Below are 21,481 nucleotides of genomic sequence, written 5' to 3' on the forward strand. Positions count from 1 at the left end.
CCTTGGCCAGACACACGAAGAACCCGGCCGCTATTAGGTGAACCAGACGAATTCCGGCGCCCCGGCCTGTCATATGGTCGCGGTGACAACGGATCGGCGGAAAGGCGACCATGGTGAACCTGGACGTCATGCTTGAGGACCTGCGAGAGCTGGTCGTGTGCGAGTCGTTCTCCGCCGACCACCGGGCGGTGGCCCGCAGCGCGCGGGTGGTCGCCGACCAGGGGCACCGCAGGCTCGGCGTCAGGGCCGAGACGATCGTGATCGGCGGGGTAACCCACCTGCGGTGGACCTTCGGCACGCCCAGGGTGCTGCTGCTCGGCCACCACGACACGGTCTGGCCGATCGGCTCCCTCCTGGCCCGCCCCTGGTCGGTCGCCGACGGGATCGCCCGGGGACCCGGGGTATTCGACATGAAGGCCGGGCTGGTCCAGATGTTCCACGCGCTGGCCGCGCTGCCGTCACCGGACGGGGTGTGCGTGCTGGTCACCGGAGACGAGGAGGTCGGGTCTCCGACCTCGCGCGCGCTGGTCGAGGAGTCGGCACGCGGCTGCGCGGCCGCGTTCGTCCTGGAGGCGAGCGCCGAGGGCGGCGCGCTCAAGATCGCGCGCAAGGGCACGTCGATGTACGAGGTCGTGGTGCACGGCCGTGGCTCGCACGCGGGGCTCGCCCCCGGCAGGGGCGCGAACGCCGGGGTCGAGCTGGCCCACCAGATCCTCGCCGTCACCGGCATCGCCGACCGGGTGAACAACGGCCGGGCGGACAGCCACCAGACGCCCGATCACCGGGCCGACGGCCAGGCGAACGACAGCCGGGCGGACGGCGACCAGACGGGCAGCGGCCAGGCCCACGGACGCCGGGTCGGCGGCGGTCAGGCGAGCGACGGCCAGGCGGACAGCGACCAGACGGGCAACGGCCAGACCCACCGGCACCGGACGGACGGCGGCCAGGGGGCGCCGGAGCTCCTCGGACCGGTCACCGTCACGCCCACCGTGCTGTCGGCCGGGACCACGGCCAACACCGTGCCCGCGCTGGCCCGCCTGTCGGTGGACGCCCGCGTGCCCACCCTCGCCGCGCAAAGACGGGTGGACGAGCTGATGCGGGCGCTCTCCCCCCGGATCGCCGGGACCCGCCTTGAGATCACCGGAGGCCCGAACCGCCCTCCCCTGGAACACGCCTCGTCGGCCGCCCTGTTCGCGCTCGCCCGAAAGGTCGCCGCCGACCTGGGACTCGCCCCCCTCACCGGTGTCGGCGTGGGCGGAGCCTCCGACGGCAACTTCACCGCCGGGGCCGGCTGCCCCACCCTTGACGGGCTCGGCGCGGTGGGCGGCGGCGCCCACGCCGACGACGAGCACGTCGTCGTGGCCGAGATGCCCGGCCGCGCGGCACTGCTGGCGGGCCTGATCAGGGCGGTGCTCGCGTGAGCGGCGTGGTGTCACCGGCGAACCAGGGGGACGCCCGGGTGAACGGCCTGGTGTTGCGCGAGCTGCGCTCCATCGAGGAGTTCGAGGACGTCTTCCGCCTCTTCGACGGCATCTGGCACTTCAGCCCCAGCGGCGCGCCCGTCACGGTGGAACTGATGCGGGCGCTGTCGCACGCGGGCAACTACGTGGCCGGGGCCTACCGGTGTGATCGGATCGTCGGCGCGTCGGTCGGCTTCCTGGGGACGGCCGGCGCGGAATGGGTGCTGCACTCCCACATCACCGGCGCCCTGGCCGGGCACGGAGCCGGGTTCGCGCTGAAGACGCACCAGCGGGCGTGGGCGCTGGAGCGAGGGCTGGAGCGGATCACCTGGACCTACGATCCGCTGGTGCGGCGCAACGCGCACTTCAACCTCGCCAGGCTGGGGGCCCGCCCGGAGGAGTACCTGCCGTCCTTCTACGGCACGATGAGCGACGAGATCAACGCCGGGGACGAGTCGGACCGGGTGCTGGCCGTCTGGCGGCTGACCGCGCCGCACGTCCTGGCCGCCGTCCGGGGCGAGCCGCACCGTCCGGTGATCCCGGCGGACGCGGTGGCCGGGCTGCGCGAGCGGGACGGCAGGCCGGTGCGAGGCCCGGCCGACGCGGCCAGCGCGGGAACGGTGCTGGTCGCCGTGCCCCGGGACGTCGAGGCGCTGCGGCGCACAGAGCCGCGGGCGGCCGGGGAGTGGCGGGTGGCCGTACGCGAGGTGCTGGGCGACCTCCTGCGGGACGGCGCCCGCGTCACCGGCTTCCACGACAGGTCCTGCTACGTCGTGGAACGACCACCGTGACACGCCTCCGGGGCAGGGCCGCGAACGCGGGACCCGCGTGAGCGCGTGCCCGGCTCACCGAACCGCGCGGCCCGAGCCGCTGCCGTCCGGACGGCAGCGATGACCACGACGACAAAACCATCTCGAAGGGAGACGCGGCGCGGGCCGCGGACCATCATGAAGATCACTGGTATCGAGTTGCGGCGGGTGGCGATGCCGCTGGTCGCCCCCTTCCGCACCTCCTTCGGCACCCAGACCCAACGCGACGTCCTGCTGCTGCGCGTCGTCACCCCCGACGCCGAGGGCTGGGCCGAATGCGTGGCCATGTCCGACCCCCTCTACTCCCCCGAATACGTCGACGCCGCCGCGGACGTCCTGCGACGCTTTCTCATCCCCGCCCTGCCGCCCCACACCGACGCCCACACCACCAACCAGGCCCTGCACCCCTTCAAAGGCCACCGCATGGCCAAGGCCGCCCTCGAAACCGCCATCCTCGACGCCCAGCTACGCACCGGCGGCCAATCCCTGGCCACCTACCTCGGCGCCACCACCGACCGCGTCCCCGCCGGCGTCTCCATCGGCATCATGACCACCATTCCCGAACTCCTCGACACCGTCACCGGCTACCTCCACGAGGGTTACCGGCGCATCAAACTCAAAATCGCCCCCGGCTGGGACATCGCCCCCACCCGTGCCGTCCGCGAGCACTTCGGCCCCGACCTCCTGCTCCAGGTCGACGCCAACGCCGCCTACACCCTCGCCGACGCCCCCCACCTCGCCAAACTCGACCCCCTCGACCTCCTGCTCATCGAACAACCCCTCGCCCACGACGACCTCGTCCAGCACGCCCAGCTCGCCAAGAAGATCACCACCCCCATCTGCCTCGACGAATCCATCGAATCCGCCCAGCACGCCGCCGCCGCCATCACCCTGGGCGCCTGCTCCATCATCAACATCAAACCCGGCCGCGTCGGCGGCTACCTCGAAGCCAGACGCATCCACGACCTCGCCCAGGCCCACGGCCTCGCCGTCTGGTGCGGCGGCATGCTGGAGACCGGGATCGGCCGCGCCGCCAACCTCGCCCTCGCCGCCCTGCCCGGCTTCACCCTGCCCGGCGACACCTCCGCCTCCCGCCGCTTCTACGCCACCGACCTCACCCCGCCCTTCGAACTCCAGGACGGCCACCTCGCCGTCCCCGCCGAACCCGGCATCGGCGTCGACCCCATCCCCGCCATCCTCGACGAACTCACCACCTCCACCGAATGGATCACCCTCTGACCCCGGAGCCGGACCCGCCCACCTCGGCGGCCGAGGGAGCTCACCGGCGGCAGGGACCTGCCGATCTCCGTGCCGGGCGGCGAGCCGACACGCGCGTGGATGGAGAGGTGCGCGGCGCCGGAGGCGAGCCTTTCGACCGGCAGTTCCTCGACCACCCGGCCCGCGGACAACACCACACCCAGGAAGGCCCCGGGATCGGGGGCGGGTTGAAAGTTACACCCCCGCCGGTGACGGTCGCGCAGGTCAGGCCCTCCCCGGTCGGCGGGTGACTTCCCGCCTCCATCCGGGGCGCCTAGCATCGGCCCCCACCGAGGCGGGAGCGGATGATGCGAAGGACGGCACGCGGAAGCGGCGCGATTCCGATGGTTCTGGCGGCCGCGACGGCCGCGGTCGTGACCCTGGGACTCCTCCTGGCGGGCACCGCGGTCCCCGCGCGGGCGGCGGCCACCAGGATCATGGCACTCGGGGACTCCATCACCGGCTCTCCCGGATGCTGGCGTGCCCTCCTGTGGAACCGCCTCGTGAACGCGGGCCACACCGGCATCGACTTCGTCGGCACCCTGCCGCCGCAGGGTTGCGGCGTCGCGCACGACGGGGACAACGAGGGGCACGGCGGGGCGCTGGTCACCAGCGTCGCCGACCAGAACCAGCTCCCCGGCTGGCTCTCGGCGGCCAGGCCCGACATCGTGATGATGCACTTCGGCACCAACGACGCCTGGAGCAACCGCCCGACCGCCACCATCCTGTCCGCGTACGGCAAGCTGGTGGACCAGATGCGGGCGAGCAACCCCGACACGAAGGTCATCGTCGCCCAGATCATCCCGATGAACCCCAGCACGTGCGGTGAGTGCGCGCAGCGGGTCTCCGCGCTCAACTCGGCGATTCCCGGCTGGGCCGCGGGCAAGACCACCGCTCGGTCACCGGTGGTCGTGGTGGACCAGTGGACGGGCTTCAGCACCGCGTCCGACACCTACGACGGGGTGCACCCCAACGCGTCGGGCGACCAAAAGATCGCCAACCGGTGGTTCCCCGCACTTGTGGCCCTGCTCGGCTCCGGACCGACCACCACTCCGACCCCGACGATCACCCCCACCCCGACGCCGACCGTCACGCCCACCGCGGGCGGCGGTTGCACGGCCGCCTACCGGACGGCCAACCAGTGGTCGGGCGGCTTCCAGGGCGAGGTGACCGTCAGGAACACCGGCCCGGTGGCCGTCACCGGCTGGACGACGAACTGGACGTTCGCCGGGCGGCAGATCAGCCAGGCGTGGAACGCGACGGTGACCCAGTCGGGAACCGCGGTCTCGGCGCGGAACGCCGCCTGGAACGGCTCCCTGGCTCCCGGCGCGACCGCGACCTTCGGTTTCATCGCCTCGGGGACGGGCTCCCCGGCCCCCGAGGTGTCCTGCACGACCGGCTGACCGGCCGGACCGTCGCGCGGCCGGGATCTCCGCCGTCCGAACCCCGGCCGCGACCGCTCGGTCGCGCCCCTTCGAAGCGGATCCCGGCCACCCGACACTCAGCACCGCCCCTTCGAAGCGGGTCCCGGCCACCCGAAACCGGACGCTCAACACTCCCTCTTCGAAGCGGGTCCCGGCCACCGGACGCTCAGCGCCGCCCCTTCGAAGCGGGTCCCGGCCGTCCGGCGCCGGACGGCCGACGCCTGCCCGCCCGGTCCCGGCCCTACGAGTCCTGGCCGCCGTTCAGGGCGCCGGGAAGTCTCTCCAGCAGGCTCTTCAGATCGTCGGCGTGCTCCTCTTCCTGGGCCAGCAGGTCCTCGAAGATACGCCTGGTGGTCACGTCGTCGTTGCCGAGCCAGTTGACGATCTCCGTGTAGGAGGCGATCGCGATCCGCTCCGCGACCAGGTCCTCCTTGACCATCTCGACCAGGTCGAGGCTGTCGTCGTACTCGGCGTGCGAGCGCGCGGCCAGCGTCTCGGGGTTGAAGTCCGGCTCGCCACCGAGCTGCACGATGCGCTGGGCGAGACGGTCGGCGTGCTCCTGCTCCTCGGCGGCGTGCTCCAGGAACTCCGCGGCCACCACCCCGGCGTGGATGCCCGAGGCGGTGTAATAGTGCCGTTTGTAACGGAGCACGCAGACCAGCTCGGTCGCCAGGGCCTCGTTGCACACCTGGATCACCCGGGGCAGGTCCGCGCCGTAGGCCGACGTGATGGGACCCTTGTCGATCTCCTGACGCGCCCGCGCCCGAAGCTCTTTGATATCTGTCAGGAATTCAGCCATGAGCCCGCCCTACCCAGAATCGGCCGGTTATCCAGTGTCGTCGGCCACAGTCGGCGGCGTTTTGTTCGTGACGTGACTTTCGGGGTAGCGGGCCGTCCGAGATGGGAACAGCGACGAAGGTCCCGCAGACGCGGACCATGAACGGTGAAGAGCTCTCCGCCGACCACGCCTGGGCCGCGCTGCGCGAATACGGCCGCTGGCACCTGGTCCGCGACTCCGTCACCAGGTTCAGGTACGGCGAGGGCCTGACCAACTCCAGGGCCCTGGCCTTCCAGATCTGCCTGTCGATCATCCCCGGCGCCATCGCGCTGGTCGGGCTGAGCTCGGTGATCAACCAGGAGCATCTCGGCGAGGTGCTGGAGCTGGTCCTGAGCCGGCTCGCGCCGGGGGCGGGGGTGGACGCGGTCAAGGCCGTGCTCTCCGACAGCCACCGGCAGGCGGGCCGTACCGGGGGCGCCCTCGCGCTCTGGCTCGGCCTCGCCACCGCCGTGTTCTCGCTGACCAGCGCCATGGCCCAGGTGGAGCGCGGGGCGAACCGCATCTACGGCGTCGAGCGGGACCGGCCCTTCCTCCGCAAGTACGGCAGAGCCCTGCTGATGGCGCTGACGGCCGGCGCCTTCATGACCGCCGGTTTCGTGGTGATGGTCGGCGGCGGCGCCATCGGCAGGGCACTGGCTCAGGTCTACGACTGGAACGACGCGACCGTGGAGGCGTTCAACCTGGTGCGCTGGCCGCTCGGTTTCCTCCTCGCGCTGCTGTCGACCTCGGTGCTGTTCCGCGCCGCGCCGCACAGGAGGCAGCCCGGTCACACCTGGCTGGCGTTCGGGGCCCTGGTCTCGCTCGTCCTGTGGACGGTCTTCACCCTCCTGCTGGCCTTCTACACCGAGAGCAGCGGCACCTTCGGCGCCACGTACGGACCGCTCACGGCCGTCATGGCGCTGCTGCTGTGGTCGTTTCTCAGCTCGATCGCCCTCTTCCTGGGGCTCGCGTTCGCCGCGCAACTGGAGGCCGTCCGCGCGGGCCGGGCCGGACCCGCCCACCCCGATCCCGGCCCCACGGCCGCCGAGGAGCGGGAACCCCTGGTCGGAGCGGCGGGTACGGCGACCATCGCGGTCGCCAGGACGCTCGTGGAGGCCGTGCGCGGGCGCCGGTGGGGCTCCAGGAGCGGGCGGCGCCCGTAGGTGACGCGATCCTCGGCGCGACGACCGCCGGCTCCGCCGCCTCGTCCGCCCTCGTCCTCGTCCGGGGCGCCGTACGATGTCGATCTCACGTGTGATCACCTCTGGCGCTCGCCGGGCTCCTGACACCGGCGAACCGGCGCGTCCGTCCGGCGTCCCTGTCGCGATCCGGCGATGCCCGGGCGACATCGGGACATCCGTTGCGATAGTCAACTCATCAACCCAGAGTCCTCCGAACCATAGTGAGATATATTCATGTGCGGATCCGAAGGGGGTGCAAGGGTGTCGGCACAGGAACGCAGGCTCGCGGCCATCGCGGCGGCATCGGCCGACGCCTTCCGGGGCGGCGACTACCACCAGGTGAGGGCCGAGGACGTCGCGGAGCGGGTGCGGCTGCCGCGGGGCACCGAGGGTGACAGGGGCCGCAGCGCCGTCTGGCTGTACAACGAGGTCAGGAGCCGGCGCGTGCTGGTGGCCCTGGCGGTCAAGCATGCCTTCGACGAGTTCACCTCCGGCGACGGCGCGCCGGAGCCGCCGCGCTCACTGCTCGACGCCCAGCGCCTGGTCACGGCGGCACTGCGCAGGGTGGCGCGCTTCCACCAGGTGGAGCGTTTCATGCTGGCCCAGGTGCGCCTGGGCATCGGCGACATCTCCACCTCCGAGAAGCGCCCGTCGGCCGGGCAGACCCAGCCGGTGTGGGAGACGACGGAGGTCTACGGCGCCACGGCCGCCACGGGGTGGGAGGGCCGCGTCACCGCGTACGCACGCTACCTGGAGCCCCGGCTGGAACTCGCCGCGCTGACGGTCGGCGTCCCGTCCGCGGGGTGGGCCGCGGCGAGCGCCGAGCGCCTGTCGGAGCTGGCCTTCCGGTCGATGGCCGACGACCCCGAGGGGCCGGCGGACCGCCAGGCGGCCGCGCTCTGCGCGCACTGGCTCGCCCGCGACCTGTTCCCGCTGGCCGGGGAGTGGGCCGAGCGGCTGCACACCGCCGAACGGACCGCCGAGCTCACCGAGCGGATGGGCTCCGGCGGCCGTGCCAGGGTTCGCGCCCTGGAGGTGGTCCTGCAGGTCCTGCTCGACAGCAGTCCCCTGCTGGCGCGGGCGGCGGAGGTCGGCGGCGAGCTCGCGGGCCTGCTGGCGGCCGGTGAGTCCGACCCGCGGACCCTGTGCGACGTGACCAGCAGGCAGGGCCTCGCCCTGCTGCGCCTGGGGGACCTGCCGGGCGCGAGGTCCTGCTTCGAGCGGTCGCTGCGGGTGGCGGGCGAGCTTCCCGCCTCCTCTGACGTGACGTCGCTCAGCGCGCGGGCCCGGCACAACCTCGCCGAGGTGCTGGTGGAGGCCGATCGTCCCGGCGAGGGCCTGCGCGAGCTGCGGAAGGTGAGCGAGCAGCGGACCAAGGGCGTACCCGCCACCGGGGTCGCCCCGGCGTGGCGGCGGTTCACGCTCACCCAGCAGGCGATGGCCAGGGCCGCCTCCCGCGCGGGCCGGATCGTCACCGGCGTGACCGTGGCCGAGGCGACGCTGGCCGACCGCGAGCAGCGCCTCGGTCCCGACAACGTCAACACCGCCTCGGCCAGAGTGACCCTCGCCGAGGCGCTGCTCGCGGCGGGCCAGCCCGCGCAGGCGCGCCACCATCTGACCGAGGCGCTCCGGCTGCGGACGCAGCACCTGCCGCCCGAGGGCTACTGGCCCCAGTACGACACGGTGCGCCTGGCGGAGATCGAGCTGACCGCGGGATTCCCCGCGCAGGCGGTGCGGCTGCTCACCGGGACCGCCGTCACCACGGAGTGGTTCGCGCGGGAGGTGTCGCCCCGGCTGGGCGCCGAGGCGACGCTGGTCCGCGCGACGGCGCTCACCGCGTCAGGCGACCCCACCCAGGCGCTCGCCGTCCTGCGTACGCTCCCCGCCGAGCGGCCGGTGCGGCGTGCCCAGGCCGTCGCGCAACTGGCCCTCGGCGACGCGGCCGGCGCGGCGCGGGTGCTCGCGTCCCTCGCGAAGGACGAGCGCGGCATGGACGACGACTTCCCCGGCCAGGCGGAGCGGCTGCTGCTGACCGCCCGTGCCGCGTACGCCCTCGGGCAGGAGGGCGAGGCGGAGGCCGCGAGCGCGGCACTCGTCGCCATGGGCGAGGACGTGCTGGACACCTCCCACCCGCTGGTCCTCGCCGGGCGGCTGAACCTCGCGCTGTGCCGGATGAGCTCGGGCAGGGTGGAGGAGGTGGCGCCCCTGCTGGCGCCACTGCTCGACCGCCGCCCGCTGGCCCACGGCCGCCCGCCCCTGGGCGACGGGCACCCGCTGCTGGCCGAGGCGCGATCGGTGGCCACGCGGGTGGGCGAGTCCCCGTCGAGCACCCCGGAGGACCGCCTCTGGGAGGACGACTGACCGTGTCGTCTTCGGCCCGTCCGGAGGCCTCTCAGTCGCGGTTGTCCGCGACGAGCTCCACGCGGCCCCGTACGGCGGACTCGCTTTCCAGGGCGGCGAGCACGGCGGGGCGGAACGGGTGACCGGTGTCGAGGTCGGCGGCGGCCCTGGCGAGGTGCTCGACGAGGCTGTCGTGTCCCGGCCGGGCCTCGGGGACGGGTTCCGAGCGGAGCAGGACGGCCAGCCCGCCGAGGCGGGACCGCACGGGATCGCCGGATGCCAGCCGGGTGGCGGCGCGCTCCAGGAGACCGGCCGCGCGCTCGGCCGGTCCGGCGGCACCCGCCAGCCGCACCAGGCCGAGCAGGATGGCGGATCCGGCGTCGCCGGGATCGAGCGCGACGGCCACCTCCAGGTGCCGGAGCGCGGCGTCCAGGTCGTCCTGCCCTCTCGGGGGGAGCCGCCGGCGGAGGCGGAGGGCGAGCAGCGCGCCCTCGTCGCCGAGGTCGGCCGTGAGGCCGGTCCGGCTCCGCACGATGAGCAGGACGGCCAGGTAGGAGTGGCAGCCGGCCACGGTGGGGCTCTCCCTGCGCTCGGCGAGACCTGGCTCGCCGAGCACGCGGCGGGTCCACTCGACGGCCGCGTCGAGGTCGGCCGGCGACCCGCCGGGGGTCTCCGAGCGCGTCGCCAGCGCGAGGGCGAGATCCCAGGCGGCTCCGACGGCGGCCTTCCTGTCGGCGGTGGCGTGGATCCTGGCCAGGAGGCTCATGCCCCGGCCCAGCGGCGCGGGATCGCCCGACGTCTCACCGAGGTGGGTGAGCGTGCTGGCCAGGTCGTGCGCCGCCCTCGGCCAGAGCGGGTCGTCGTCGGGAGTGGCCTCCAGGAACAGTCCGAAGTGCCCCGCCGCCCGCTCCAGGTCGGCGGCGCTGCCGTTGGCGAGTCCCCTGCTCCGCAGGAGCCCGCCCAGGGCGAACGTCACCTGGTGCGTGGCCGGGTCGCCCTCCGGCAGGTCGGGGAGCACCTCCTCGAGCAGGGCGACGGCCTCGCCGAGATCCGCGCGGCCCGCACCCGGGCGGGTGACGCGCAGGGCCAGCGTGGTGCCCAGCCGGTAGCGCAGGTAGAGGGCCGACCACCCGTCGTCGCACTCGCGCAGGGCCGCCCTGAGCCTGTCGACCGCCAGGTCCAGGTCGTACGGCACGCCCCGGTCGGCGTGGCGGCTCAGCAGCAGCTCGGCGAGGGCCTCGTGGTCGGCGGCGCTGAACCAGGTGTTCTCCCCTCGGAGGTCGTCCGCCTCGGTGAGCATGGTGATGGCGACGTCGCGATCGGCGGGGTCCCCGAGCTCCTCCCAGCGGATCTCGTGCACCCGTCCCACCAGGGCGAAGGACCACTGGTCGCAGTCGTGGGCGAGGAGCCAGCCCGCGTGTTCGGCCGCCTCGTCGAGATCCGCCCGGTTCGCGGTGCCCGGGGCGTCCTCGTCCGTGCATCGGCGCAGGATCGCCTGGGTGAGAGCCTGGCGCCACCCGGCCTCGCCATAGGTGCCGGCCACCTCCGCCCGCAGGGCACGCAACCGCGTGACCTCATCCCCAGCCATGCCGGATCTCCCTTCCGAGCCTGTATGAAACTATATAAATAGAATCCTCTCATCCTTGTGGCAAGTAAAGAACTGTCCGTGAAGGGGAGAATGGACGGACCGGTGCCGAGCATCGTTCTCCCGGAGCCCTCCGGAACGTTCACGGCAGCCCCGATTCGGGGCCCGGTCCGGTCGCGCGCCCCGGGCGGCCCGGACCCGGTCTCCGCCTCCGGGCTCGGGCGAAGGGTCCGTACGGGAGGACCGCGCATGCGTGCGGTGCGCGGGGCGGTGCGGGTTCCCCATCGGGTCACGGTGAGAGAGGCCGGGCTCCGGGGACGCGTGCGCCTCGGCCGGCGGGCCCGTCTCCTCCACGTCGAAGTCGTCGCTCACCGCGGCTCCCATGCATCCATGTAAAGCTCAGGTCGTTGCTCCATATTGCCAGAGCTATACGAACCGGCACGACCTTTCCTCACCCGGTCGGGCGTTCTCCCTCTCGCGGGCTCACACCCGCGGCGCGAGCCGGTGAACATTTCCGTCGATCACAAAAATTTTCCATCCGGGATACGAAGAGAAGGCTCAAGCGCGGACGGCGTGGCGTGCGAGAACTCCCAGGGGAAGGAGGAAGGCATATTCCCAGGCCACCGGCCACACTCCGAAAGGTTTCGGATATGCTGCCGGGCATGCCAGGTAAGCCCCGGGTGACGATCGCCCGCATCGCCGAGGAGGCGGGCGTCTCCGCCCCCACGGTCTCCAAGGTGATCAACGGCAGGTCCGAGGTGTCGCCGGAGACCCGCAAGCGGGTCGAGCGACTTCTCCGCGAGCACGGTTACATCCGGCGCACGCCCGGCGCCGACGGTCCGGCGGGCCTGATCGACCTGATCTTCGCCGAGCTGGAGAGCCCGTGGGCGATGGAGCTCGTCCGCGGGGCGGAGAAGGCGGCCGCGGAGGCCGAGGCCAGCATCGTGATCTCCGTCCTGCACACCCGCGCGGGGCCCGGCCGCGACTGGCTCGACCGGCTGGCCGCCCGCCGCACCGACGGTGTGATCATCGTCGGCTCCCGCCTCTCGGCACAGCGGTACGACCGGCTCAACTCTCGCTCGATCCCCTTCGTGGTCGTCGACCCCGAGGGCGAGCCGGCCCCCGGCGTGGCCTCGGTGGGCGCGACCAACTGGCAGGGTGGCCTGACCGCCACCCGGCACCTCCTGGAGCTCGGCCACCGCCGGATCGGCATGATCGGCGGTCCGCCCGACGTGCTGTGCAGCCGCGCCCGCATAGACGGTTACCGGGCCGCGCTGGAGACGGCGGGGGTCGAGGTCGACCCCGCGCTGATCCTGCACGGCGACTTCCTCGTCGGCTCCGGCCACGACCACGGCCACACCCTGCTATCGCTGCCCGACCCGCCCACCGCCATCTTCGCCGGCAGCGACCTGCAGGCCTTCGGCGTCTTCGAGGTGGCCAGGCAGCGCGGGCTGCGTGTCCCCGACGATTTGAGCGTCGTCGGCTTCGACGACCTTCCCCTGTCCAGGTCCGCCTGGCCGCCGCTCACCACGGTCCGCCAACCCCTGGAGGAGATGGCCTTCCTCGCCACCCGCATGGCCCTGGGCATCTCCCGCGGCGAGTCCCCCGAGCCCCGCCGGGTCGAGCTCTCCACCGACCTCGTCGTCCGCGAGAGCTCCGCTCCCCCGGCCGGCTGACACACCGAGGGCACTGCACGAATCCGGAACGACCCCCCTCGGGTGAGGAGTGTGACGGTACGGCTTTCGCGGCGCCCTCCGCACCGGACGGCCGTACTGTCACACTCGTCTACCGGGCCTGCCCGGCCAGCAGTGCCGACCAGACGGCCCGAGCCTCGGTGATCCGCCACAACCGGGTCTCGTGAACCCGGTGACCGTCCTCATCCTGGAGGGTCCGCCGGATGAACCCCTGCCCGGCGCCGACGCGCAACTCGTAGAACGTGGCCCGGCACGCACACGTCCACGCCTCCGGACGCGCCCGCCCCAGGACGTCGTCCGGCGCCCGCCACTCCAGCCGCGCATGATCTCGCTGAGGCATGGAGACGTGCCACGGGCTGACACACTCCTCAGACAAGGGCAGCACGGTGAACCCCGCCCCGTAGCTCATCGGCTTGGCGTACGGCGACGCCCGCCCCTCAGCGCGGCCCATGATCCATCTCCGCGACCTCCGGGACCAGCCAGGGCGGCATGTGCCGCTCCTGTAGTTCCGCGTGAACCGCCGCGATCCGGCCTGCGGCCCGCTCGGGATCACCGGCCGGATGCCAGGCGTAGACGAAGCGGCCGCGCTGAAGACTCCACCCGGTACGCCACCAGAACCGCTCCCCGTCACACCAGACGACCAGCCCCACCCAGACCGACACCAACGCCAGCCCGTACCCGCCGTGAACATCGCCGGTGATCTGCCGAACGGCGAGTTCGCGCCGAAGCGACTCCGCCGTCTCCAGCGCGGTCGTCCCCGTGGGAACCACCGGCCCGAACGATTCGGACGACTCCCTCACGGTCGCCACCCCCGTGCCACACCAGAGGAACACCTTCCCCAGCACATCGAGCGGTCATCACTCACCCGGAACAGAGACGCGCCTTCACATGAGGCGGCGAGCGGCCCACGCGGAGGGTTCACATGCTTCCAACGCCGTCCGTCATATGAAATGCGCTGCTCAGCCATGACGCGAGGGTTTCGCGAAACCATGTCACGTCTCGACAGCGTTCATGCGTCATCTGTATTCATCGCGTTTCCCTTTGTCTCTTCTATGTCTCCTCTCGCTTCGCATCCATGGATAACCTGGCATGGCTAAGCCCTCCTACCCAAGGTGTTGATCATGGCCGATCGACAGATTCTCCTGAAGACGCTTTTGCAGCAGCGCCATTGGCAGACATATAGAATATTTTGCAAGGAATACGACAAAGCGGCTGGATTGATAGATTCAACCTTGCAGGGAAAATGGCCGAGTCGTGCTCAGCTTCATCGTTGGCTCTCCGGAGAGCTCAAAGGTCTGCCGTACTCTGATCACTGCCGGGTTCTGGAGACGATGTTCCCCGGCCGATCCGCCGAAGAGCTGTTCTCCCCGGGAAAGGGTGAAGTCCTCGCGTCCAGGATCGACGTTGAACCATCGAAGAGCGCGGACCGCATCGCCGAAACCTCTCCTACTCCCCAGCTGGCCGATGTGACGGCTGTGTTCAGCAGCCGGTCGGCGTTCGCCTCCGCCTATTCGCCTTCGGCTCTGTTCGACACCGCCAGAGAGATCAACGCCGCCGGGCTGTCACTCAACGTGCTCTGCCAGAACTACCCCGACCACCGACTCAAACGACTCCTCGAAAGCGGAACCACGATCCGATGCCTTTTCCTTGATCCCGAAGGAAACGCGATCCGCGCCCGCGAGGACGAGGAAGGCTACAAAGACGGCACACTCACCACGCTGACCGCGCTCAACATCAGCATGTTGACTCGTCTCAAGGAAAAACTCGCACCAGAGGCGGCCTCTCTACTTGAGTTGCGGGTCTACGACGAGACGATTCGTTTCAACATTCTCATCGTGGACGGAACCACGTGCGTGGTGCAGCCGTACCTCCCACAGGCTCGCGGAGTCGACTCCCCTACCATCGTGATCAACGACAACACCGCCGCTGACGGGCTGTTTCCCGTCTTCGACCAGGTGTTCACCTCGATGTGGGAGCGGAGCAGCCCCGTATGACCGTCGACGCCCGCGCACTCCTGCCGATCGCCGAGCAGGCCGTCACCATCGCCGGCGAGATCGTGAAGACTCGCCTTCCCGGAGTCGTCACCGCCAAGGGCGACCGCGACATGGCCACCGAAGTGGACTACGCCGTGGAGCACGCGGTCCGTGACTTCCTCAGCCGCGAGACACCCGACATCGGGTTCCTCGGCGAAGAGGAAGGGTCCACGACCGCTGCCGAAGGCGGCCTCATGTGGATACTCGATCCGGTCGACGGAACCGCCAACTTCCTGCGCGGCATCCCGCTGTGCGGCGTCTCCCTCGGCCTGGTCGACAAGGACATACCAACCCTCGGCGTCATCGACCTGCCGTTCCTCGGCTCCCACTACAGCGCGGCGCAAGGTGACGGAGCACAGGCGGACGGACGGGAGATTCGCGCGAGCCAGACCAGTGACCTTCACGCCGCCGTGGTCTCCATCGGCGACTATGCCGTGGGCGGTGACGCGGAGAGGAAGAACCGCCTTCGCCTGGCACTCACCCACGAACTCGCCGCCCGCGTGCAACGCGTCCGGATGTTCGGCTCAGCCGCCGTCGACCTCGTCTGGGTGGCGGAGGGCAAGACAGACGCCATCGTCATGCTCAGCAACAAGCCGTGGGACACCGCGGCGGGAGTGCTCATCGCCCGCGAGGCCGGAGCCACCGTTGTCGACATGGACGGCAGCCCGCACACCATGAGCTCCGGGGCCACCATCGCCGCCGGCCCCAAGCTCCTCGCCGACCTCCTCGAACTCATCGCCAAGGCAGACAAGAACACCCAAACGTAGCGCTGTCCAGTCCCAATTGACGCGCGACCGCGCCGCCCGTCACAGATGCTCGTTCCAGGACTGTCTGACAATTCAGAGTGGCGAACCAGAGCATGCCAGATGTCAGGGGACGAAGACCCCACGTCCGTGCTCGGCCACGACCAACCCCTCAACTCGTACATACGTGTACCGCAGCTTGAGAATAGCGATCAACAGCCCCGGAGGACATCCGATGGATCACCACAACACGCAGTACTCCGTCAGCGTGGCAGGCGTGATCATCGACGACCAAGGCCTCGCACTCCTCACCCAGCGCAGAGACAACGACCACTGGGAAGCACCCGGCGGAGTCCTGGAACGCGACGAGGACATCACCACCGGCCTGCTCCGAGAGATTCACGAAGAGACCGGCCTGCGCGTCGAGCCCGTCACCCTGACCGGCGTCTACAAGAACATGCCCCGCGGCATCGTCGCCCTCGTCTTCCGCTGCAAGGTCATCGGCGGCCACCTCACCGAAACCGACGAAGCCCGCGCGTTCCGCTGGGTCACCGCGGACGAGGTCCAGGAACTCGCATCCGAGGCCTTCGCCATCCGCGTCCTCGACGCCATGCGCAACGACCAGGCACCGGCCATTCGCCACCACGACGGCATCCGCCTCCTGGGCCGGCGTAGCCACACGACCGACCTTTTGTAAGCATCGGACAAGGTGCGGTGGCTACAGAATCTGCTCGACGGCCCCTCACCTGCGCCACCATCGTCACGCCTCCCGCTCTCGCTCTTGCCCTCGCCCTCGGAATCATCCAGCTCCCGAGGGGCTTGACGACGAAGGACCCGCGACGCCTTTCGGCGATGCGGATCCAGGTCGTTTCACGCGTTACTGCAGCAGAGAGCGGGCGGTCTCCGCCCACGCGTTTATGCGGGCTGTCACGAAAACCATTTTCCCGATCGCGGAGGAGATCTTCACCAGTGGTTTCCGCATTTGACGGCTCATACCGCTGACCCCGTCGACGATTGCACCGAACTCGTTGAGTTCCTCGGCGCTACTGTGGGCCATGGCGGCCAATTCGATCAAGCCGTTGAGGAACTCGACGTTCTCCTCCGAGCGCTTGTCGCGTGGGGTGGTGGCGATGATACTCAGCATGCCCTGCACGCCACCGTCGATCGCCTGCATCCGCTCGGCGAACCGCGTGGCGCTCGCCTCCAGGTCATCGGCCGGATCGCTGATGGCCGCAGCGCACCTGGCGATCACGGCCAGACGGACGCTCATCGGAGCGCCTTCGCGGGAGAGCCGCTTCATATCCGGCCCGAACGCGGTGGTGAGCGCAGCGATAGCTTCGAGAGAGGTGAGGATGTTCCCCAGATCTCCTGTCATCGCCTCCATCTCGGTTTCGATCAGGGCGATTTCGTCAAGGAAGCCCGGGGCGTCCTGGGCATCCTCCGCGAGGACGGGATCAGCCGACGCGGAGACGACTTCCTGTCCCCGCAGGATCCTGGCCGGGGTCAGAACATCGAACCCGTCGCGTATGCCTGCTTCCAGCGCGTCCTCAAGGGCCTTGCGGGCCTTGATCAGGCCGCCCCTGGAGCGAACGAACCTGATGGTCCTGATCGTCGAGATGTCGAACGGGAGCTTGCTGTGCTCGCCTAGCTGGATCGTGGGTTTCCCGGTGGCGTGGCGTAACCCGAGTTCGTACATCACGTTCGCGTTGCCACCACCGAGATCGGCGATGACGATGTCGGCTTCTCGGATGCTCCGACAGATCTGTTCGTTGATCTCGCCCGAGCCGGGAAGGTCATCCGCGCGAACCGGGTTGATGCCGGACTTCCGGCAGGCGGCCAGGGTGACGTGCTCGAAGACTTCCAGTGCGTCCTCGTAGATCTTCTGCTCCGGACTGCCGGGAAGTGCGAAAGCGTCGCCGATCGGGCCGATGGCGAAGCACGTCCAGACGCGCTCCGGCTCCTCCGGCGGTTCCGCGAGGGTGGGCGGGGCCATGATGGTCATCGAGTCTCCTCCATTTCTCGGGCGGCGTACCTGGCGCCCGTCTCCAGGTCTTCGATGTAGACCGGAACCCGGTCGATGCCGAGGGTGTTCAGCAGGAACGCGGTCGGGATGCGGTAGTGGTTGCCGACCCGGACCACGGGACAGGGAAAGCTTCCGACGCGGATCAGGCGGTAGGCGGTAGCGGTACAGATGCCGAGGGCCCTGGCGGCGGTGCGCAGGTCAACGGCGAGCGGGAGGCCGAACACCTCGGCGAAGGTCAGCGGTGTCCTGGTCATCGGGCGGCCCCTACGGGACGCAGTGACAGGGTTCCGATGGGACGGCCCTCGTCGGGCCGCCGCGCGCGGTAGACGATGTCCATCAGCCCGAGTCGATGGGCGAGTGTCCCGAGCCGTTCGCCCTCGACCTGTGCGGGCGAGGCGGTGAAGCGGATCGAGGCGGGGAGTCCGCCCTCGCGGGCCGGTGGACTGATCTCCAGCTCCCACCCGTCCTGGGGGGACAGGTCCAGGTCGTCCGGCCGCACGAATACGGAGGGGTCTTCCGTAGCGATCTCCCGGGCGCCGCTCCGAGCCTCGGACCAGGCTCTGCTGGCCGCGTACTTGAGGAGCCTCTCGCCCGCGCCGGGCAGTTCGGCGTCGGCGGTCGTCAGGCCCTCCAGAAAAGAGGTGACCATCTCGGCCTCGAGGTCCTCGTGACTCACCCGCAGCCGAGTGGAGATCATGGAGAGGACACGACGCATCCAGGGCTCCGCCAGCCAGACGGCGAACAGCCGCCCCGTCTCGTCCCCCGGCGCGTCTCGCCGCGCCGCGAGGATCGCCTCCCGCCAGACCGCGTCACGCAGCGATGTGTCGCCGCCGACGCCGCGTACCGCGTCCCGGGCCTGATCCGCGGTCAGTTGGACGCGGCCGGTGCCGGAGTCGACCGACAGGCCGGGATGCCCGCCCGAGACGATCCGCTTGTCGATGGTGTGGAGCAGTGCGCCCCACGAACTAAGTGCCATGAGTGCTCCTCAGCCTTGTCGGTTGATCGCGTCGAGAAACCTCCCGACGCTGGGATGCCGGTCGCCGCCGACGGCGAACAGCACAGCGTCGACGGCCGCCTTATGGATCGGGTCCCAGGCCGCGACGCGCCGCCAGAGCAGGACCGCGTCGCGGAGGGCGCCGCCCGGCCCACGAGCCCGCAGTGTCCGCCTGATCAGCCGGACGGTCAGGGTGAACACCTCATCGTCCGTGGTCTGCGCCCCGAACCAGGCCAGATCACGGCGAAGCAGCTTGGGCAGGATGCGGGTCGCGTATTCCGCCTCCGCGCCCTCGGACTCCGTCCAGGCGAGCAGCGTCCGGAGCACGACACGCCGGTCGCCTCGGTGGAACAGGTCGAGCAGCGCGTCGTCGACGGCCCGGTCGACGTAGCGGTGAGGCTCCCCCTCTGCGCCCCGAACGAGTTTGCGCATCAGCGCCAACGCCGACCCGAGCGGAGCGATCTCGGAGCCGCCGCCGCAGGTGAGGGCCGCGACGCAGCGTAGGGACCAGGATCGCTCGTAGGCCCAGCTTCCCAGCTGGCCCGCGGTCTCTCGCGAAAAGTCCGGGTCGTTCATCAGGACCCGCAGCGCTTTGGCGGCTACGGCACGCCCAGAAGGCCCGCCGGACGTCGCGCAGGCCCGGATCCGGTTCAGCCGTCCGGTTCCCCGCTCCGGTGGAACCGACAGCGCGAGCGCCCACCCTGCTCGCTCGATCAGCTCGTACCCCTCGATGCTCCACAGCCAGGGAACGAGGAGATCGGCCAGTGGCCCGCGCCACACATTCCGCAGAATGGCTCCGGGCCACTGACAACGAGCGAAGGCCATATGGGTTACCGGGGACCGGCCGGGGCGCTGAACCCTGTCGGTACGGACGCCGACCGGGCGCAGCAGCGCGGAAAAGGAACGCCGTCCCCCTTGGCCGGAGACGCCGGAGACGCCGGGGCCACCGGACGCCCCCTCCACCTTCGACGCCAGGCGTTCGGCCTGCTCCGCGATGCTCTGAGGGCTGGATCCGCAGAAAACCGCCGCCGCGATGAGCGCGTTCCGGGCCTGCGGGTCGTCCAGCCAGCCAGGCAGGAACTCCGCGACCTCACGGTCGGCCTGTTCGGCCAGGGTTCCTCGAACGCGTGCGGCGCGCGCGTCCGTGGCCCCAGAGGACTCTCCGGCGTCGATCACCGCGTCCACCACGTCCAGTGCGTCGCGGGGGGAGGCACCGGGAGGAAGGAGCTCCGGCAGCAAGTCCGGGGGAAGCCCGTGAAGCAGTCGTCGCCGCTCCTCCTCTCCGGGGACGGCGACGGCGAGCTGCGCGTGGAAGATCCGCTCGGCGGCCGGCGGTGTGCAGTGAACCGGTGCCATGCCGAGGGAGTCCTCCAGCCCTGCCACGAGTTCGGGATCGTCCGGGAGGATGACGACCATCACGGCGTCCGCCTCAAGCAGCCGGGAACCGATCGAGGTGAGGGCCGCGCGATTCCTGACAAGACCGCCGAGAGTGCCTTCGACCAGGTATCCGTTCGCCTCGCCGGGAGCCGGACGCCAAGCGCCGAAGTCAAGATCGTCGTCGAGGTGATGAACGGAGGCGTCGGTGCCGTGCGCACCACACAGCAGGTTCAGCGCGGCCGTCTGCCGACCGGTTCCACGTCCGCCTGCCAGGAGTACGATTCCGCCGCGGCTTCTCTTTCGCGCACGCGCCATCCATTCGGGAGCGACGAACCCCTTGGCGGCGTCCGCGAGCAGGCTCGCGGGCAGCCTGCCCCGCAACCCCCTCCCCTTCCGGAGGTCCGGACCGGCAGGGACGTGGCTGCTCACGCTCTGGTTTCCACCGACGCGACCGGTGTTCACAGCGATGTTGAAGTGCAGCGGGTTGACGGGTTCTGAGGGCGAAGTCTCAGACATCGCGGCCACCCCGGCCGGTCGCGGCCGGGCCTCCGGCCTGGATCCTCGTCGGGCATGGGAAGGGCGACGGGGCCAGGGCGCGCCGGGCGGTCACGGGAGTGCGGGCGGTGACCGCGAGGACAGCGGTGTCGCGCTCGTCGCGAAGCCGGTGGAGCCGGGGGCGGGCTCCGGGGTGGAAGGCGTGCAGGGTCGAGTCGTTCATGTGGATGACCTCCATGTGCTCGGGACCGAGCCGGGGCCGCTTGGTGGCCCCGGCTCTTTCCTGTCGGCATGAGTGTCCGGCGGCGCCCAGCGGGCCTCAGCACTGCGAGTGCACAGAACATGTGATCTGGGTCTCACCTGCGTCCGATGGGACACACCCCGGACATGCGTCAACTGAAGTGCGTGATGGCTTGGTTCCCGTGAATGACGCCGTTGTTCAGGTTGCCTCTGGTGAACTGGTTGACCACTTGCGCTTGGCGCCCTGGCTGATCGGCGAAGGAGGGCGGCGGCTTGTCATCCGGCGCGGGGCTTCGGCTTGTCATCCCGGGAGAGGGCGGCTCGTCGTCCGGGGGCGGTTCCCCCATGAGGCGGCGGTCGAGGAGATTGCCCGAGGGGGTCGGCAGGTGGATCCATGCCCGCTGCTCGAATCGCTTGCCCTTGACGGTCGCCGACACCTCGACGAAGTGGTCGGGATGCAGCGTCCGGCGGCTGAGGACCGCGTCCTCATAGCAGCGGCCGGAAAGGATGGCCGCTACCCGGGTCACGTGCGGGCTGGCCTCGGCGAGGATTGCCTTGAGCTGGTCCGCGTTGAGCAGGCGGTGGGTGTCGTTGCGGGGGGTGCCGTTGCCGTCGTGCTCCAGACCTTCGGCAGGGAGAGGCCCGATGTGCAGACTCACACGGAGCCGCATCGGGATCGGCCCCAGAGCGAAGTCGGAGAGAACGCCTTGAAGCTCCTTGAGCCATGGATCAATGACATGCGGCATCATGCTCGGATCGAATCCGAACACATATCCGTCTCCTCGGGTGGCGGGAAACTCACGGTCATTCCAGATGGCCGCCAGACCAGCGCGATCGAATGACGATTCGAGGATTTCGGGGACGGTTCGGGCGATGACCTCATGCTCGACGGATGAGAGCTTGGTGAAGTCCTCAGCGTCCACCGCGACTATGCCCCGATAACCTGGCATTGAGATGCTCTGGTTTGGGTATTTAAATGGCTCTTTAATCATTTTATTTCCTTTCGTCC

General features: G+C 70.4%; 20 protein-coding genes. 10 read left to right on the forward strand and 10 right to left on the reverse strand.

What is annotated here, in order from left to right:
* The first annotated feature begins 110 nt into the window (after nucleotides 1-110).
* The 4 genes from OG587_RS32735 (at nucleotide 111) to OG587_RS32750 (ending at nucleotide 4,929) form a co-directional block, all read left to right on the forward strand.
* Nucleotides 111-1,421, forward strand: a complete 1,311-nt coding sequence (locus OG587_RS32735; RefSeq protein WP_329082163.1) for a M20/M25/M40 family metallo-hydrolase — start codon at nucleotides 111-113, stop codon at nucleotides 1,419-1,421.
* Nucleotides 1,418-2,251 (forward strand): GNAT family N-acetyltransferase, encoded by an 834-nt coding sequence (locus OG587_RS32740; protein ID WP_329082165.1) that lies wholly within the window; start codon nucleotides 1,418-1,420, stop codon nucleotides 2,249-2,251. The genes OG587_RS32735 and OG587_RS32740 overlap by 4 nt, the downstream gene beginning before the upstream one ends.
* A gap of 156 nt (nucleotides 2,252-2,407) precedes the next feature.
* The gene (gene menC / locus OG587_RS32745; protein WP_329082166.1) at nucleotides 2,408-3,508 is read left to right on the forward strand and encodes an o-succinylbenzoate synthase; all 1,101 of its coding nucleotides are present in this window, start codon (nucleotides 2,408-2,410) and stop codon (nucleotides 3,506-3,508) included.
* 323 nt (nucleotides 3,509-3,831) lie between these two features.
* Nucleotides 3,832-4,929, forward strand: coding sequence for a cellulose binding domain-containing protein (locus OG587_RS32750; protein ID WP_329082168.1), 1,098 nt, complete (start codon nucleotides 3,832-3,834; stop codon nucleotides 4,927-4,929).
* Between the two features lie 262 nt (nucleotides 4,930-5,191).
* On the opposite strand, the gene OG587_RS32755 is transcribed toward OG587_RS32750, so the two are convergent.
* Nucleotides 5,192-5,749 carry a ferritin-like domain-containing protein gene (locus tag OG587_RS32755; protein WP_329082170.1) on the reverse strand — a complete coding sequence of 186 codons (558 nt, stop codon included), beginning with the start codon at nucleotides 5,747-5,749 and terminating at the stop codon, nucleotides 5,192-5,194.
* A gap of 137 nt (nucleotides 5,750-5,886) precedes the next feature.
* On the opposite strand from OG587_RS32755, the gene OG587_RS32760 reads away from it, so the two are divergent.
* Both OG587_RS32760 and OG587_RS32765 read left to right on the forward strand, forming a co-directional pair.
* On the forward strand, nucleotides 5,887-6,930 hold the full coding sequence (locus OG587_RS32760) for a YihY/virulence factor BrkB family protein (RefSeq protein ID WP_329082172.1): 1,044 nt from the start codon (nucleotides 5,887-5,889) through the stop codon (nucleotides 6,928-6,930).
* Between the two features lie 279 nt (nucleotides 6,931-7,209).
* Nucleotides 7,210-9,309, forward strand: coding sequence for a tetratricopeptide repeat protein (locus OG587_RS32765; RefSeq protein ID WP_329082174.1), 2,100 nt, complete (start codon nucleotides 7,210-7,212; stop codon nucleotides 9,307-9,309).
* Nucleotides 9,310-9,340: 31 nt separating this feature from the next.
* Here the strand turns inward: OG587_RS32765 and OG587_RS32770 are convergent, their stop codons facing one another.
* Nucleotides 9,341-10,876 (reverse strand): hypothetical protein, encoded by a 1,536-nt coding sequence (locus OG587_RS32770; protein WP_329082176.1) that lies wholly within the window; start codon nucleotides 10,874-10,876, stop codon nucleotides 9,341-9,343.
* A gap of 659 nt (nucleotides 10,877-11,535) precedes the next feature.
* Here OG587_RS32770 and OG587_RS32775 point away from each other — a divergent pair.
* Nucleotides 11,536-12,549, forward strand: coding sequence for a LacI family DNA-binding transcriptional regulator (locus tag OG587_RS32775; protein ID WP_329082177.1), 1,014 nt, complete (start codon nucleotides 11,536-11,538; stop codon nucleotides 12,547-12,549).
* Between the two features lie 109 nt (nucleotides 12,550-12,658).
* Here the strand turns inward: OG587_RS32775 and OG587_RS32780 are convergent, their stop codons facing one another.
* Complete coding sequence (locus OG587_RS32780; RefSeq protein WP_329082179.1) at nucleotides 12,659-13,018, reverse strand: hypothetical protein; 360 nt, start codon at nucleotides 13,016-13,018, stop codon at nucleotides 12,659-12,661.
* Nucleotides 13,005-13,367 (reverse strand): hypothetical protein, encoded by a 363-nt coding sequence (locus tag OG587_RS32785; protein WP_329082181.1) that lies wholly within the window; start codon nucleotides 13,365-13,367, stop codon nucleotides 13,005-13,007. Before OG587_RS32785 ends, OG587_RS32780 begins: the two co-directional genes overlap by 14 nt.
* Nucleotides 13,368-13,688: 321 nt before the next feature.
* On the opposite strand from OG587_RS32785, the gene OG587_RS32790 reads away from it, so the two are divergent.
* The 3 genes from OG587_RS32790 (at nucleotide 13,689) to OG587_RS32800 (ending at nucleotide 16,040) form a co-directional block, all read left to right on the forward strand.
* On the forward strand, nucleotides 13,689-14,561 hold the full coding sequence (locus OG587_RS32790; protein ID WP_329082183.1) for a DUF5919 domain-containing protein: 873 nt from the start codon (nucleotides 13,689-13,691) through the stop codon (nucleotides 14,559-14,561).
* Nucleotides 14,558-15,367: an inositol monophosphatase family protein gene (locus tag OG587_RS32795; RefSeq protein ID WP_329082185.1), complete on the forward strand. Its 810-nt coding sequence runs from the start codon at nucleotides 14,558-14,560 to the stop codon at nucleotides 15,365-15,367. Before OG587_RS32790 ends, OG587_RS32795 begins: the two co-directional genes overlap by 4 nt.
* A 211-nt stretch (nucleotides 15,368-15,578) precedes the next feature.
* Nucleotides 15,579-16,040, forward strand: a complete 462-nt coding sequence (locus OG587_RS32800; RefSeq protein ID WP_329082187.1) for an NUDIX hydrolase — start codon at nucleotides 15,579-15,581, stop codon at nucleotides 16,038-16,040.
* Between the two features lie 180 nt (nucleotides 16,041-16,220).
* On the opposite strand, the gene OG587_RS32805 is transcribed toward OG587_RS32800, so the two are convergent.
* From OG587_RS32805 to OG587_RS32830, 6 genes are all read right to left on the reverse strand, one after another.
* On the reverse strand, nucleotides 16,221-17,345 hold the full coding sequence (locus tag OG587_RS32805) for a hypothetical protein (RefSeq protein ID WP_329082189.1): 1,125 nt from the start codon (nucleotides 17,343-17,345) through the stop codon (nucleotides 16,221-16,223).
* On the reverse strand, nucleotides 17,342-17,620 hold the full coding sequence (locus tag OG587_RS32810; protein ID WP_329082191.1) for a helix-turn-helix domain-containing protein: 279 nt from the start codon (nucleotides 17,618-17,620) through the stop codon (nucleotides 17,342-17,344). The genes OG587_RS32805 and OG587_RS32810 overlap by 4 nt, the downstream gene beginning before the upstream one ends.
* A complete protein-coding gene (locus OG587_RS32815; protein WP_329082192.1) occupies nucleotides 17,617-18,342 on the reverse strand; it encodes a hypothetical protein in 726 nt (241 codons plus the stop codon). Before OG587_RS32815 ends, OG587_RS32810 begins: the two co-directional genes overlap by 4 nt.
* A gap of 9 nt (nucleotides 18,343-18,351) precedes the next feature.
* On the reverse strand, nucleotides 18,352-20,253 hold the full coding sequence (locus OG587_RS32820) for a hypothetical protein (protein ID WP_329082194.1): 1,902 nt from the start codon (nucleotides 20,251-20,253) through the stop codon (nucleotides 18,352-18,354).
* Nucleotides 20,246-20,455: a hypothetical protein gene (locus OG587_RS32825; protein WP_329082196.1), complete on the reverse strand. Its 210-nt coding sequence runs from the start codon at nucleotides 20,453-20,455 to the stop codon at nucleotides 20,246-20,248. Before OG587_RS32825 ends, OG587_RS32820 begins: the two co-directional genes overlap by 8 nt.
* Before the next feature lie 169 nt (nucleotides 20,456-20,624).
* A complete protein-coding gene (locus OG587_RS32830; protein ID WP_329082198.1) occupies nucleotides 20,625-21,464 on the reverse strand; it encodes a hypothetical protein in 840 nt (279 codons plus the stop codon).
* Nucleotides 21,465-21,481 lie beyond the last annotated feature (17 nt).

This window comes from Streptosporangium sp. NBC_01469, from assembly GCF_036227305.1.
Lineage (GTDB): Bacteria > Actinomycetota > Actinomycetes > Streptosporangiales > Streptosporangiaceae > Streptosporangium.